Below are 15,475 nucleotides of genomic sequence, written 5' to 3'. Positions count from 1 at the left end.
TACAGGAGAGTCGGCACACCGCGGATATGTCATCCGGGGTGTGCCGACTCGATCAGACATCTCGGCCCTGTTTCACCTAGACCGTCACCGACTGTCCGATACTCACCAGAGGGTCAGCTGAACATGAACCCCCGTAGGAACAGTCCGCAATGCCTGAAATGCCGCGTTGTTCGGCAGGTCCTCGATCATTTCCCCAATGGCATTGTTGTACTTCCCGGGGAACCTCGTCACCACGTCATCGATATCCATTTGCATGGCCTGGTCGATCCGCCCTTGGTTGATCAGGTCCTTCTGCGTCGCGCGCCATTTCTCTGGCCCCGGGCCACGTCCCCAACTCGATGTGCGAACGTGATCGGCCTCATCCATCTGGATCGACGGGCCGTTCCCGTGGCTCAGGGGCGAAGCCTGGTTGGCGGGCATGTGGTTGATCTCGGTACCCGGCACGTTCCGCCCGGTTGCCGGATCCTTGAGATCCTTGTATCGGGCCCCACCCCGGTAGCTATGACCTGCTGGCGCAGTTCCGCACTTCTTGACCGGGTTGGCGTTGTGCACCAGTGCAGCCGTGGTCCCGGTGACCACGAAGTACGTGTGCTGGCCTTCGACCGTGAGGTTGTAGACACGCTGGGTGCGCCGGGTTTCGTCGATCGCGGTGATCTGGACCCAGGTGCCGGCTGCGGTCTGGAGCCACATGCCAGCTTCGAGGTCACCAGCTTCGACCCACTTGCCATAGTCCGGCACCCAATAGGGGTGCCCCGCCGTGGAGGTGATCTTGCTGGGTTTGGCCTTGCCGTTCTTGCCGTCAGGGTCGACGGTCAGGGTGACCAGGTGTTTGTCGCCCTTGTGGTTGCGGGTGTCGGTAATCTGACGGGCTTGGAGATCTCCGGTCTCCGGGTCGGAGGCCAGGACGTACTCGCCCTCCTTGAGGTCCTCGATGTCCTTGGTGGACCCGTCGGCCATGAGCACCTTGGTGCCGGGGATGAAGCTGTTCTTCTTCGTCGGCACCGGGCAGGACGTCCGACCGCCGTTGCCCTTCGACCTGCCCCCCTTCGGCTTGACGTTCTTCGTCTTGGCTGCCGCTGTCTCCGCCTTGGCCGTCTTGCCGGCCTTGGCTGCCTTCCGGCCGCTCTTGATCGCGTCGACCGCCTTGGCGCCCTTCTTCGCCCACTTCGCCGCGGTCACCGCGTTACCGGCGCCCGGAATCGCCGACGCCATGGACAGTGCCGCGTCGGTGTAGTTGCCCTCCGCCGCGTACCAGATGCCGTTGGCGACGTCCGCCGCCTCGCCGATGACGGGCACCATGCCCGCCACATCGAGCGCCGCGTGGCCCCAGTCCGAGCCCGACATGCCGAACAGGTGGCCGTCCAGCTCCACGAAGGAGATGGGGTTGCCGCCCGCGAACGCATACCGGTTGCCCGTGTACGGGTCCGTGGCCAGGGCCATGTCGTCCAGCGCGCCGCCGAAACTGTCCCGGGTGAGGAAGCGGTTCAGGCCCGGGTTGTAGTTCCGGAAGCCCATGTCATAGGTGCCGGAACCGTCGTCGTAGCGCTGGGCGTTGAACCGGTACTCGTTGTACGGCTCCTTGTCCGGGTTCTGCGCGTCCGGCTTGTCCGAGCCCGTGAACTGCTTCTCGTCGTCCGACCCGTACGCCGTGTAGCCATACGTCGCACGCGTCGTACCCGTGTCCTTGGTGATCGCCTCCACATCACCCTTGGGGTGGTAGAGGTACTGCGAGTACTCCTTCGTGCTGTCCGTGTTGTGCTTGATCTGGGTCAGCTTCTGGCCCCACGGCGCGTACTGGTAGGACTTGGTCGCCTTGCTCGCGACCTCCTCCCGCAGCACCTTGTCCTCCATGCCCAGGTACGTGAAGAGCGTCGTCTTCCCGGAAGTCCCGGACGTGGTCTCCGACGCCGTGCGGTCGAAGGCGTCGTACACATACGTCGTCGACTGCGCCGACGCACCCGTGCCTGCGGTGTGCTTGGCGATGCGGTCGAAGCCGTCGTAGGTGTACTTCTCCTGCGTCGTGCCGTTGGACGACACCGTGTCCAGGCGGCCCAGCGGGTCGTAGTTGTACGTCGAGGAAACACCCGCCGCCGTCGTCTTCAGCAGGCGGTTTCGGTCGTAGACCGAGGTCGAGGTGGTGGTCGTCGTGCCGTTACCGATCGTCTGCTCGACGATGTTGGAGTTGCCGTCGTAGACGTAGTCCTCGGTGCCCGCCGCATCCCCGGTCTTGGTGACCTTCTTGATGCGGTCCTGCGGGTCGTAGTCGAACACTGACGTCGTGTTGACGTACGCCGCCGAGGTGTCGGCGTTCATCACCTTGGCGATGTCCTTGGAACGGTTCCCGTTCGGGTCGTACTCCAGGTCGTGGCGTGCCACGTCCGTACCCGAAGCGGTCTGCTCCAGCTGGGACTTCGCCGCGCCGTTGAGGTAGTAGGTGAAGTCGACGGTGTTGCCGTTCGGCTTCGTCTGCTTCAGCGGCTGACCTCGGTCGGTGTAGGTGAAGGTGGATATCTGCTGATTTCCGGCGGTCGGCGTGTCCGCGTTGGTGACCTTGCTGATCAGGTCACGGACGTCGTACTCGAACTTCGACCAGGTCACGTCGTGCGTGGTCGAGTCGATGTTGCCGCCTGCGTCGTACGTCAGCGACGTCGTGTTCTTGACCGTCGTACCGAGCTTCTCCTCGACCTTCGACAACTGGTCCAGCTCGTCGTAGGTCATGGCGTACGCATCGGCCTTGGCACCCGGCGAGAGGTCCTTGACCTCCTTCAGCAGACCATCGGCGTCGTAGGTGTAGGTGAAGTCCTTCTTCTCGGTGTCCGTCTCACCCGTGTTGGAGCGGACCAGCTTGATGCCGTCCGCGACGACCGTGCCGTTGGCGTTGTCGGACAGCGTGACCTTCTGCGTGCCCGACTCGGTGAAGCTGTACGAGCCCAGCGACACCCAACCGCCCGAACCCGTCGACTCGTTCACGGACTTGGTGGTCGAGCCCGTGGAGTGGGTGATGGTGAACGGCGCGTTGGTGGCAGCACCCGTCACGTCGCCGTAGCGCGTGAAGACCTCGTACGTTCCGTCCTGCGGGATGTTGAGCTGCCAGGTGAACGTGTCCGCACCCGTGCCCGCCGCGTTCGTCCGGACGTCGTAGCCCCACTGGCCCATAGCCTGAGAGGTGTTCCAACTGCCCTGTGTGGCCGTGTTGTTGACGTCGGTCGAGTCGACGACCACCACCTGCTTGCCGACGGGGATGCCGTCGTCGGAGCGCGCCTTCTGGTTGCCCGACGGGTAGAAGTCCCACGTCATGGTGCGCTGCGACGAACCGCCGGCCGAGGTCAGCGTGTTCTTCGTCTGCTGGCCCAGGTCGTTGTAGTCGTACGACGTGCTGATCTCGAAGGGGTCCTTCGAGGACTTCGTCCAGCCGTTGTCGTAGTAGTCGTACGACGTGATGTTGCGGACCGACTGGCCCTGCGACGGCGGGGCCGAGACCTCCTTCAGCTGCCCGACCGTGTCGTACGTGTAGTACGTGATGTCGGGCGTGGAGTAGCGGGTGTCGTCCGCGTCGAACGGACTGCGCTGCTCCTTGACCCGGTTCAGCTCGTCATAGACCGTCTCCGAGGTGAAGTCGGTCGCGTCGGTCGTCGTCTCGACGCCGCGCGGGCTGATCTCCTTCGTCTTGTTGCCGACCTGGTCGTACTCGAACTTGGTCGTCCGGTAGGTGATGTTGTTCGAGGCGTCCTTCGTGTACGGAACCTTGACCTGAGTGGTCAGGCCGCGCCGGTCGAAGGTGGTCTCGGTGGTGTTGTTCTCGGCATCCGTCGCCTTGTCCCTGCGGCCGTCGAGGTCGTAGTGGACGGTGGTGAACTTGCCCGCCGCGTCCGTCGTCTTCACGACCCGGTGGTCCAGGTCGTAGGTGAAGTTCGTAGTGAAGTCCGTCGTGTCGGCCGTCGCGTTCTTCTTCGGGTCGATCACCGTGACCACGTTGCCGACGTTGTCGTACTCGGCCGAGGACTTGTTGCCCTTGGCGTCGATGGACGACACCGGCTGGTAGACCTCGTCGTAGTTGTACGTGGTCGTGTAGTCCCCGGCCGTCGGGGTCAGGTTGCCCTTGGGCTCGGTGACCGTCCTGACGTTGCCGACCTTGTCGTACGTCGTGGTGGTGCGACGCTCCGGGTCGCCGGTGACGTCGACCGGGTCGAGCTGGTCGGTGACCTGGTCCGCCGCGTCGTACACGGAGGTGGTCATGGCGCCGTTCGGGGCGTATGCCTTCTCGATGTTGTTGTTGGCGTCGTAGACCGGGGCCGGCGTGGTGACGAAGACACCGCCCGCCTGGTCCTTGGGCTCCTTCTTGTCCAGCGGGCGGCCGAAGTAGTCGTAGTTCTGAGTGACCTTGGCGCCCTTGGCGTTGACGACCTCCTTGGTGTTGCCCCGCGCGTCGTAGACGAACGTGGTGTCGTTGAGTTTGGCGTCGGTGATCTTCTCGGGATAGCCGGTCGGCCCGTAGTTGAAGTACTGGGTGGAGTGGCCGTTGGCGTCGGTGTCCTTGGTCGGCTGGCCGTACGCGTCGTACGTGGTCGTCGACGTGTAGTCACCGGCCGTGGCGGAAGCGACGCCCTCCGGGTCGGTGGTGGAGGTCAGGTTGCCGAAGCTGTCGTACCCGAACTGCCAGGCGTTGCCGAGCGGCGACGTCTTGCGGAACAGGTTCGCGGAGTAGCCGTCGGCCCGCGTCTCGTACTCGAACGCCGTGGCGCCCGTGGGGTACTTGGTCGGGTCGCAGTAGTCGGTCTGGTTGAACGACGTCCACGACTTGGTGGTCTCCGGGTCCCACTGACGCAGCGGGTAGCCGGTCTTCTGGTCGTAGCAGTACGCGGTCTTGGCCCCGTTGGCCTCCTCCATGTACGTGACGTTGTTGTCCGCGTCCCATGCCAGCTTGGTGGTACGGGACTTGGCGTCAGTGATCTCGATGGGCCGGGCGAGGTCGTCCGTCTGGTAGGCCGTCGCGTGCGACTCGGCGTCGGTGACCGTCGTGTCGGTGAAGACCGGGTTGACCGGGTCCGGCTTGTACAGGTAGCTGGTGGTGCCGTTCAGGCGGTCGGTGATCGCCTTGGTCCACCAGTGGTATTTCGGGTTGTCCCCCTCCTGCGGGGCGTAGTACGTCAGGTTGGTATCGCTGCCGCGCGGGTCGGTGGCCTTGACCAGCTTGACGTTCTTGTTGCCCTGGGTGGCGTCGTAGGTGAACTTGAAGACCTTGGGCTGGGTGGACGTCTCACCGTCGGTGATGCGGCCGAGCAGGCCCTTGTCGGTGTAGTAGAAGTTGATCTTCCGGCCGCTGATGTCCGTGACGGACTTGATGTGGTCGTAGATCTTGGAGTTGGTCAGGTTGGTGCCGGTGAGCTTGGCGCCCGTGCCGTCGATGTAGTCGTACGACGCGTCGCCCTTCTTGAAGTAGTCGACCGTCAGGGACTGCCGCCCCGCCGGGTCGGTGATGTACGTGAGGAACTTGGTCGGCTTGTTGTTGGACTTGCGCTCCTCGTACGTGTACGTCTGAGTGTTGCCGTCGTTGTCGACGACCGACGTCAGATAGCCGTCACAGCCGAAGAGGAAGCGCGTGCCGTCCGGGCGCAGCAGCGTCCAGGCATCCGGAGTGTTGTCCTTGTCCGGCGTGCACTCGGTGCCGGTCTTGAACGACAGCTTGAAGTGGACGCCGTCCGGAGCCTTCCACACGCTGTTGGTGGCGTCCCAGCGGAAGACGTGCGTGGTGCCGTCACCGTCGGGAAGCCTGACCTCGGTCGGGTTCGGGTTCGGGTGGAAGTCCAGCGGCGCGCCGAGTCGCAGCGGCCCCGCGGCCTGGCCCGACCAGCCGTGGCCGAGCACGGTGTCCGAGGTGTCCATCGAGTTGTAGGCGACGCGGAAGAAGGTGTTGACGCCGCGGCCCGGGTTGTTGATGGCGTTGTACGACCAGACGCTGTTGCCCGACGCGGTGTTGTTCATGAGCGACGAGCCGGCGCCGGTGTTCTTGCCGGAGTAGGAGTAGAACTTCTCCAGGCCGAGAGTGTTGGACGTCGGGTCCTCCACCGCCACGTTCTGCTTCAGCGTCGGGATGCCGCCGGTTCCGGCGGACAGCCAGCTGCCGTCGGACACCTTCCTGACGTCCCAGCCGAGTACGTACTCGGTGCGCTTGTTGCCCGAGTCCGAGTTCATGGGGGTCTAGACCTGTGCCTGGATGGTGGCCGACTGGCCGGGCGACAGGGCCGGGATGGCGGTCGACAGCTGGTTGCCGCCGGTCGTCATGTCGGTGCCGTCGGGAAGCTTCCAGGTGTACGACAGAACCCGCTCACCACTCGCCCACGCGGAGCTCGTGGTGTTGGTGACCGTGAAGTCCACCGTGTACGTCGAGTTCGGCGTCATACGGGCCGGGGTCTGCGGCGCGTAGTACGTGTCGTCCGTGGTGGAGTCTACGTAGATCACGCGCAGCAGCGGGCCGAGCTGGTAGTCGGAGGCCTCCGAGGCGAGGAACACCGTCTGTTCCTGCGGGCCGGCGGCAGTTTCGTCCTTCAGCTTGATGAGGGCGCCGTGGTTGGAGGCGGGGGTGCGGGTCCAGCCCTGGGTGAGGGAGGTCGCGTCCCACCAGTGACGGCCGACGTCGGACACCGTGGCAACCGTGTCGGAGACGGTGGCGGAGTAGTCACCGCCCGGCGTCGTCCAGGCCGTGCCGGTCGCGGAGCTGTTCCAGGTGGCCTGGGTCTCGTTGAAGTCCTTGTTCAGACCGTGGAGTTCATAGATCGCCCCGTTGCTACCGGTGACGGTCTCCGCTCCCCACGTGAACAGTCGCGACTCGAGGACCGTGGCGGTGGTGGGGATCGTGCTGGTGGGGAACTTCATCACCGCGCGGGTCTTCTCGGTGGTGTTCGTGGGCGTGTTGTTGCCCACGCTCAGCCACTTCTGGTTCTGACCGTCCCGGCCGATGGTGTCCAGGTTGGTCGTCGGCGTCGCCGAGGACAGCGTGGTGTCCGTGACCCCCGCCGTCGTGCCCTGGATCAGGCGCATCGTCCGACCCGCCTTCGGCACACCGACGGTGCGGGTCGGGGAGCCCAGGAGCTGGCCGTCCTTTGTCTTCACCGCCAGCTGGTAGTAGTACGACCGGCCGATCTCCGCCGAGGAAGAGTCTGGGGTCGGGATGGCGGTCGTGTCTGTGTAGGCCGTGGCCGACTTGTCGATCGGCGCGACGAGCGTGGCCGCGGACGGCGTGAACGCCTGCTGCGTGGAGCGGTGCAGCTGGTACTCGGCGATGTCCAGGTTCGCGTCACCGGTGGTGTTGGAATAGGCCTTCCAGCTCAGCTCCGGACCCGTACCGTGGATCACCGTCGGAGAGTTCAGCGTGGTGCCGACCTTCCCGTACGTCACCGTCAGCCGCGGGATCGTGGAGGTCTCGCCGCCGTAGTCACCGTCACCGGACTCGTAACGCGGACCACCGGTCACGGCCGTCCCCGACTCGTCGGTGGCCTTCAGCACGAACCCGTAGTTGGTGGCCGTGCCGTCCAGCCACTGCTGCACGGTGTCGGTCACCGGGAACTTGTGCCACTGGTTGTACTCGCCGGTGTTCTTCACGATCGACGCCGGGTTCACCCAGCGCACCGCGTCCGCGATCACCGCCGTCGTGGCGTCCGTGTCCTTCAGGACGACCTTGCCGGCCGTGCCCTTGGCGAAGTTGATCTGCGAGCCGCCCTTGAGGGACGACCACACCCCGCCCGTACCGGCCGTCTGGTCGACGGTGTAGGTGGCGGTGGGGTCACTGCTCGTCACCGTGTACGGGGCCGCCGTGGACCGGTCCGTGTACTGCACGTAGTGCGCGTCCACCCGGTAGGAGGCCGTCTCCGGCAGGTTCGGCTGCCAGGTGTACGTGTCTCCGGTGATCGCGTCCTTGTTGTACAGGTAGTCGCCGTCGATCCCGTACGTCTGGGAGCCGGGCTTCCATGTGCCGACCGCCGCCGTCGTTCCCTGGTCCCCGTCGTCCACCTGGACGCTGGTGCCGGAGAGTTCACCCACCAGGCCACTGGTGTTGGTCCAGTTCGCCGTCGACTCGGTCCAGTTGCCCGTCGCCCGGTACGCGCCGATGGTCACGTCATTGGCGTTGGTCGTGTGCGCCTGGTCGAAGTACATCTCCAGGCGCGCCGAGTCGATCGTCGTGCCCGCCGGGATCTCACTCAGCGGGAACTTGATCAGCGAACGCGAGATACCCGTGTCCGTCTTGCCCGCCGACAGCTTCCACATCGGGTTGAAGTTCACCGACGCCTGGTCCGACAGGACCATCGTGTCCTGCGAGTCCGTCGGCGACGGCGCGATCGTGATCGTCGGGTCGATGACCACCGGGTACTGGCGGTCCTTCGACGCCAGCCACTTCGCGTCCGGCCTGACCGTCAGCTTCCAGGACTTGCCGTCCTTGGTGAGCTTCTGGGTGACCTTGGTGCTGTAGGTCCTGCCGAAGACGGACCGGGACGCCTTCTTCGCGTCCGTCATGTACGGCGCGGGGATCACCATCACCGGCGTGTGCGGCAGCTCGCCGAACAGGGCGATCGAGCCGTCCTTGCGTGCCTTGGGCACCAGCCCGTCGGTGTCGAGGGTGAAGGTGAACGCCAGCGGGCCGGAGGGGCGTTCGGCGAGGGTGATGTTCTCCTTCACCTTGCCCGGGCCGACCGCGTACTCCAGATCGGCGCCCTGCACCGCGTCCTTGTACGTGACCGTCGAGCCCTTGGCCGTCGGCTTGAGCGAACCGTCAGCGCTCTCGAGGCCGAGGGTGACCGAGCGGCCGTCCGGTGACTGGAACCGCACCAGCCGGTCCGCGTCCGAACTGAACCAGCTCCGGCCCTCGTTGGTCGTGTTGGCGAGCTCGAAGCCCTTGGCCTTCGACGCGTGGACGGCCGTGTCGATCGGCTTCCAGGTCGCCTTCTTGCCGGCCCCCGAGCGGTACGAGGTCGGCACCGCCGACAGTTCCGCCTGGACCCTGCCATCGGAGAGCTGCCAGAACCGCGCGTTGGACGTGCGCCTGGCCGTCAGCTCCTTGACCCGCTTGGCCTTCGGGGCCTTCTTGCCCCTCAGCAGCTTCTGCCGGTCAGCGACGTCCAGCTCGTCATGGGACGGCGGTTTGGCGAGTTCAGGACCGTCGTCGTCCGAAAACCATCCCTTGACGGTGTCGATAATTCCCTTCTCGTCACCGTCACCGGATACGGGTGTCGCATAGGCGACCTGTGGCAATGCGGTCCCCATGACCGCGGACACCACAAGGCATGCGATAAGCCTGCCCAATCTGGGTTTCACCGCAACCCTTTCCTTTTCTCTGACGTCATAAACACCTGCCGAAAACGTTCGCCCCACCCCGATGGCAGGCCAGACGTAGCGGCGCCGCGGTTCTAATCACCCAGGTCACAGCATGTCAAGCGACCTCACGCATCGCGACACTTCGCCCATCTCAGGAAATCGACGCCCGGTTTGTCCGCTCACTGGAAAACCCCTCCCGGCGTCAGGTATAAGAGCCCGGCTCCGGAAATTCCGGCGCGGGCGCGCGAATTGCGGGCAGCCGTTTCCAAAGGGAATGTTTATGGGTGACGAAGAGCGGGGAGTAAGGCCGGATGCCGGTGCGGGCGACGAGCCTGGAGCCGTATCCGCACCCGACAGGACGGCCACGCCGGACGAAACGACGCGCTCCCCCCGTCCTGACCGCACCGGCCTGTTCATCGCCGGCGCCGTACTGACCGCCTGCGCCGGGCTCGTCCTCTACGGCGTGCTCGATACCGCGGACAAGCCCGGCAAGCCCCCCGTGCCGACCGCCGCGGTGACGTACGAGGTCTCAGGTGAGGGCACCGCCGACATCGCCTATCAGGGCCGCAACGAGGCCGGGTCCGCCGCCGTCGACCGCGCCGTCGCGCTGCCGTGGAAGAAGACCGTGCGGGTACCGCTCGGCAGGCCGCCGCTGGTCTCGATCACGCTCGGCGAGAAGGGCGGGCAGGCCAGCTGCTCGCTGGCCGTGCGCGGCAAGCACGTCCAAACGGCGTCCGCCTTCGGCAAGTTCGGGCGCGCCACCTGCCAGGCCGAGCTCCCCTCGGCGACGCCGAAGCAGACGGAGGCCGCCGGATGAGTTCCCTGCTCCGCAACATGAGCCGTCTCGCTCTCGCCACCGCGGTCGTCCTCAGCGCGGTCTCGCTGTCCGCGCGGAGCCACGGCCACAGCACCGCAACCGACCTGGCTCGTACGGCAGTTCCGCGTGGCGCTCTCCACACGGTTCCCGTCCGGGCAGGCACCGACCCGGCGCACCGCGCGTTGCACGCCCGCGACACCCAGCCGTTCAGCCTGATCGGGATCACCTGGTCCGACGCACGGGCCGAGCTCGGCGGTACGGCTCAGGTACGCACCCGGGACGCGGCCACCGGGCGCTGGTCCGACTGGCGCACGCTCGATCTGGAACTGCACGCTCCTGAGGCCAGCCCCGACCGCGCATCCCGCGGGCTGCGCGGCGGCACCCAGCCGCTGTGGGTCGGGCCGTCCGACGGCGTGCAGGCGCGGATCGCAGGCGCCGGCAGGACAGCCAAGCTGCCGGGCGGGCTGCGCGTCGACCTGGTCGACCCGGAGACCGGGAGCAAGGTGCCCGGAACCCCGGTGAACTCGGCCTACTCGCCCACCGCCGCCGGTCAGCCTGACATCGTCCCCCGCTCCGGCTGGGGCGCCGACGAGTCGATGGTCGTCGACCCTCCGACGTACACGACCGACACGAAGGCCGTGTTCGTGCACCACACTGCGGGCAGCAACGACTACACGTGCGCCGAGTCCGCGTCGATCATCCGCGGCATCTTCGTCTACCACGTGCAGAGCAACGGCTGGAACGACATCGGCTACAACTTCCTCGTCGACAAGTGCGGCACGGTCTTCGAGGGCCGCGCGGGCGGTACCGACAGGCCGGTCCTCGGCGCGCACACCTACGGCTTCAACACCGACAGCAGCGGCGTCGCGGTCCTCGGTGACTACAACACGGCGACCGCACCGACCGTGGTCCACGAGGCGATCGCCAAGCTCGCCGCGTGGAAGCTCGGGTTGTACGGCGTCAACCCGTCGGGGACGGTGGTGATGGCCGCCGGCGCCGACAACGGCAAGTACACGCAGGGACAGTTGGTGACCCTGAACCGCATCTCCGGTCACCGCGACGGCTACCCGACCGAGTGCCCCGGCAACAACCTCTACGCCGACCTGCCCGCCATCCGCACCCTCGCCAACGCCGCCAACTCCCCGTCCCCGACCGGCGACATGAACCGCGACGGACACGCCGACCTCGCCGTGGGCGTTCCGGGTGCGACCGCCAACAGCCTGGCCGGGGCCGGGCAGGTCGGCGTCGTGCCGGGTGCGCGCTCCGCGCCGTACAGCGGGAACCGGGCCGTGATCACCCAGGAGCCGGACGGGGTGCCGGGCGGCTCCGAGGCCGGGGACGGCTTCGGGTCGGCCGTCGGATACGGCGACTTCGACCGCGACGGCTACGAGGACATGGTCGTCTCCTCGCCCGGCGAGGAGGTCACCTCCGGCGCGAGTGACGAGGGTGCGCTGAGCCTGCTGCGCGGCACGGCGAACGGGCTCACCGGGCAGGCCGGAATGATCAACGAGCCGGCCGGGTCACGCACGAGCGGCGCCCGCTTCGGTGCCGCCGTGGCCACCGGCGACTTCGACGGGGACGGCGGCGACGACATCCTCACGGTGGCGCCAGGCGCCGGGCGCGCCTGGGCGGTCGACGGCGGCGACCGTACGTTCTCCGGCACCGTGCCCCTGTCTCAACTCGCCGGTGAGAGCGGGCCGGTGACCGCCACCGCGCTGGCGACCGGTGACTTCGACAAGGACGGGTACGCGGACGCCGCCGTCACCTACCGCACCGCGAGCGGGGCCACGCCGCTCATCGTCCTGCGCGGTTCGGCGAGCGGGCTGCTCACCGACGCGCCCGATGTGCGCCTGAGCGACGGCGGCACGGCGCTCGTCGCGGGCGACCTCAACGGCGACGGCTACGCCGACCTCGCCGTCGGCCGGCCCGAGGCGGGCGTGGGCGGGGAGATCGCCACCTTCCACGGCTCGGCCACCGGCCTCACCGTCAGCGGGTCGCCCGCCATCGGACTCGGGGCCGCAGGCGACCGCTTCGGTGCCTCGCTCGCCCTGGCGGACCTGAACGACGACGGGTTCGCGGACGTCCTGGCCGGGGCGCCCGGCACCGATGTGACGGTCGCCGACAGCCCCGCCGCCGACGCTGGCGCCGCCGTACTCCTGCACGGAAGCCCGAGCGGACTCACCGCTACCGGTGCCGACGTGTACGACACCGAGCGGGCCGGGGTGCCAGGCGCGGCCGAGGCCGATGACCGGCTGGGCGGCGCGGTGTCGCTCGCCGACCTCACCGGCGACGGAGTCCCGGACCTCGTGATCGGTTCCGACGGCGAGAACTCGGGCGATGGCACCGTGCTCACGCTCAGCGGCGGCGCGGACGACGGAATGCCGGTGCCGTCGAGCGGGGCGTATTACGGCCCGACGGCCTTCGGTCTGGCGGCAGGAGCCGGTCTGGGAGTGGGTGCCGTGTTGGCCCGGTGAGCGCGGTGTGACGTTCGAGGTCCTTCGTGCGCTCTACAAGTGCCGCCTGTGCAAGAGGTGGTGTCACTGTTGATTTTCATAGGGGTGGGGACAGTTGAGTCCACGAAGGACCCGTGTATACAAACCGCTCAGTCTCAAGCAACGGACGTGGCTGACGGTCGGAGCAGTTGTTCTTGGCGGCGGGGGAGCCGTGACCTACGCGATCGCGGATCCGGCGCCGAAGGGCGCCGACGGTGCGAGTCGCAAGCCGTCCGTGCACACGCTCAAGCTGGAGAGCCGGGGCGCAGGACGCAAGGGGATCGGGCAGACGAGCACCGACCGATTCAGCGCGCTGCTGCTGACCTGGGACGACGCCGCGAGCAAGGCCAAGGGCACGCCCGAGGTGCGTACCCGTGAGCTGGGGACCGGTAAGTGGTCCGGGTGGCAGAAGCTGGTCGAGGACCCGTTCCAGGCGGACGGGGCCGAGGGGAAGCGGGCCGCCGAAGTGCGGGGCGGCACCGCCTCGTTGTGGACCGGTGACGCCGACGGCGTCCAGGTGCGGCTGGTGAACGCCGACGGCAGCGAGGCCGCCGGCCAGCCCACCGGCATGGACGTCAAGCTGCTCGACCCGGGCACCGACCCGAAGGGCACCGGCGTCGAGCCTGCCGCGTTCGTGGACGAGACGACTCCGGCGAGCACTGATTCCCCCGCTCCCTCGGATCCGCCGGTCGTGTCCGACTCTCCGGTACCGCCCAGCGACTCCGCCCCGCCCAGCGACTCCGCCCCGCCGAGCGACTCCGTGGCACCCAGCGACTCGGCACCCCCGTCGGACCCGGCATCGCCCTCCGACCCGGCGGCCCCGTCCGACTCCGTGTCCCCCTCCAGCACCATCCCGGCGCCCCGCCCCTCCACGGTCGTGAAGCCGCCGATCATCACGCAGGCCGAGTGGGGCGCGTCGACGGACTACGACGGAACGCCGGAGTACGGCACCGAGATCAAGGCCGCCGTCATCCACCACACGGGCGTGGACAGCGACAACAAGCTCTCCTGCGCCCAGTCCCGCGCGCGCATGCGCACCATCCAGCAGGAGCACTTCGCCCGCGGCTACTACGACGTCGGCTACAACTTCGTGGTCGACCGGTGCGGCCAGATCTTCGAGGGCCGCAGCGGGGGCATGGACCTGCCGGTGATCGGCGCGCACGACATCGGGTTCAACACCAACACCGTCGGCATCTCGTACATCGGCAACTACGAGTCCGCCGTCCCGTCCCGGGCCGGGCTGAACGCCATCGCCCGGGTCGTCGCCTGGAAGTTCGGGATGTACGGCATCGACCCGACCGGCAAGGTGACGCTGACCTCCGGCTCACCCGCGGGCGTCGACGGCAACAAGATCGACAAGGGGCAGTCGATCACGCTGCCGCGCGTCTTCGGGCACCGCGACACCAACACCACGGCCTGCCCGGGCAAGAACCTCTACCCGAAGCTGTCCGAGATCGCCACGCTGGCCAAGACGCCGGGCATCTCGCACGCCCTGGCCACCAGCGACTTCAACCGTGACGGCGTCGCCGACCTGGTCGCCGGCACCCCGCGGGCCAACTCGCTGACCGTGGTGCCGGGCGGCGTCGACGGCCCGGTCGCCTCGGCGCGCAGGACGCTCACCCAGAGCAGCGCGGGTGTCCCCGGCTCCTCCGAGAGCGGTGACAACTTCGGCGCCTCGACCGCCTGGGGCGACGTCAACGGCGACGGCTACGCCGACCTCGCGATCGGCGCGCCCGGCGAGGACGACACCACCGGCCACGCCGACCGCGGCGCGGTGACCGTGCTCTACGGTCCCGGCCTGAACTCCGGCTACTCGTACACCACCTCCGGCGTGACGTCGACCGGTGCCAAGCTCGGCTCCACCGTCACCGTCGGCGACTTCAACGGCGACGGCAAGGCGGACGTCTTCTCGGTCGGCACCGGTACGGGCGGCAACTGGAACGTCAGGCTGACCGACGGCGCCACGACGGCGGGCACGCTCACCACCGCCACCTCCTCCGTCGCCTACCTGGACGCCGCGACCGGCGACTTCAACCGGGACGGCTACGCGGACGTCGCCCTCAACTACCGTGACGCGGGCGGCATCGGCCGCGTGCTCCGCTTCGCGGGCTCGGCCACCGGTCTGACCAAGGCGGGCGTCATCTCCGTCAAGGGCGGCCGCTCCATCGCCGCCGGTGACGTCAACGGCAACGGTTACGACGACATCGTCATCGGCCAGCCGGTCGCCTCCGAGTCCGGCGGTGTCTCGGGCGGCCAGATCACCATGGTGCCCGGTGCGTCGACCGGCTTCACCACCACGGGCATGACGACGATCCACCAGGACACGGCCTACGTCCCCGGCGCCAACGAGTCCGGCGACAACTTCGGCGCCTCGGTCTCGGTCGGCGACTACAACGCCGACGGCTATGCCGACGCCCTCGCGGGCGCCTCCGGCGAGGACCTCACCCGCAGCGGCGTGAGCTACGCGGGCGCGGGCGACGCGGTCCTGGTCAAGGGCTCCGCGTCCGGTCTGACCGGCTCCGGTTCGGTCGCGATCTCGCAGGACACCTCGGGCATCGCGGGCGCCGCGGAAGCGGGCGACCTGCTCGGCTCCTCCGTCTCGCTGACCGACCTGTCCGGCTACGGCCGCGCGGACCTGACGTTCGGCGCGGAGGGCGAGAACAGCGCGGAGGGCACCCTGCTCCACGTCCCCAGCAACAGCACGGGCCTCGGCTACACCCAGTCCGTGTACTTCGGCCGGACGACGCTGGGCACCCCGGCGGGCGCCCACCTGGGTCAGACGCTGACGCCGTAAGCCGTACGCCGTCCGCCAGGACCCACTCGGCCGGGGCCCCCACCACTGCTCGGGGCCCCGGCCGCT

General features: G+C 67.9%; 5 protein-coding genes. 3 read left to right on the top strand and 2 right to left on the bottom strand.

Annotated features, from left to right (window positions below):
* Positions 1-102: 102 nt before the first annotated feature.
* Both QFZ74_RS19530 and QFZ74_RS19525 read right to left on the bottom strand, forming a co-directional pair.
* Entirely contained in the window at positions 103-6,192 is a 6,090-nt protein-coding gene (locus QFZ74_RS19530; protein ID WP_307622085.1) for a polymorphic toxin-type HINT domain-containing protein, read from the bottom strand.
* A gap of 6 nt (positions 6,193-6,198) precedes the next feature.
* Positions 6,199-9,255 carry a DNRLRE domain-containing protein gene (locus QFZ74_RS19525; RefSeq protein WP_307622084.1) on the bottom strand — a complete coding sequence of 1,019 codons (3,057 nt, stop codon included), beginning with the start codon at positions 9,253-9,255 and terminating at the stop codon, positions 6,199-6,201.
* A gap of 331 nt (positions 9,256-9,586) precedes the next feature.
* Here QFZ74_RS19525 and QFZ74_RS19520 point away from each other — a divergent pair, with 331 nt between their 5' ends.
* The 3 genes from QFZ74_RS19520 (at position 9,587) to QFZ74_RS19510 (ending at position 15,409) form a co-directional block, all read left to right on the top strand.
* Positions 9,587-10,123 carry a hypothetical protein gene (locus QFZ74_RS19520; protein WP_307622083.1) on the top strand — a complete coding sequence of 179 codons (537 nt, stop codon included), beginning with the start codon at positions 9,587-9,589 and terminating at the stop codon, positions 10,121-10,123.
* A complete protein-coding gene (locus QFZ74_RS19515) occupies positions 10,120-12,597 on the top strand; it encodes an FG-GAP-like repeat-containing protein (RefSeq protein WP_307622082.1) in 2,478 nt (825 codons plus the stop codon). The genes QFZ74_RS19520 and QFZ74_RS19515 overlap by 4 nt, the downstream gene beginning before the upstream one ends.
* Positions 12,598-12,787: 190 nt before the next feature.
* Positions 12,788-15,409, top strand: a complete 2,622-nt coding sequence (locus tag QFZ74_RS19510; protein WP_307622081.1) for an FG-GAP-like repeat-containing protein — start codon at positions 12,788-12,790, stop codon at positions 15,407-15,409.
* Positions 15,410-15,475 lie beyond the last annotated feature (66 nt).

Source organism: Streptomyces sp. V3I7, assembly GCF_030817495.1.
In the GTDB taxonomy this organism is placed as follows: domain Bacteria; phylum Actinomycetota; class Actinomycetes; order Streptomycetales; family Streptomycetaceae; genus Streptomyces.
This window is presented reverse-complemented; position numbering and strand designations above follow the sequence as displayed.

Coding starts and splice junctions, on each gene's coding strand:
- QFZ74_RS19530 (WP_307622085.1), bottom strand. CDS start 6,192: ATGAACTCGGACTCGGGCAACAAGCGCACCGAGTACGTACTCGGCTGG.
- QFZ74_RS19520 (WP_307622083.1), top strand. CDS start 9,587: ATGGGTGACGAAGAGCGGGGAGTAAGGCCGGATGCCGGTGCGGGCGAC.
- QFZ74_RS19525 (WP_307622084.1), bottom strand. CDS start 9,255: ATGGGGACCGCATTGCCACAGGTCGCCTATGCGACACCCGTATCCGGT.
- QFZ74_RS19515 (WP_307622082.1), top strand. CDS start 10,120: ATGAGTTCCCTGCTCCGCAACATGAGCCGTCTCGCTCTCGCCACCGCG.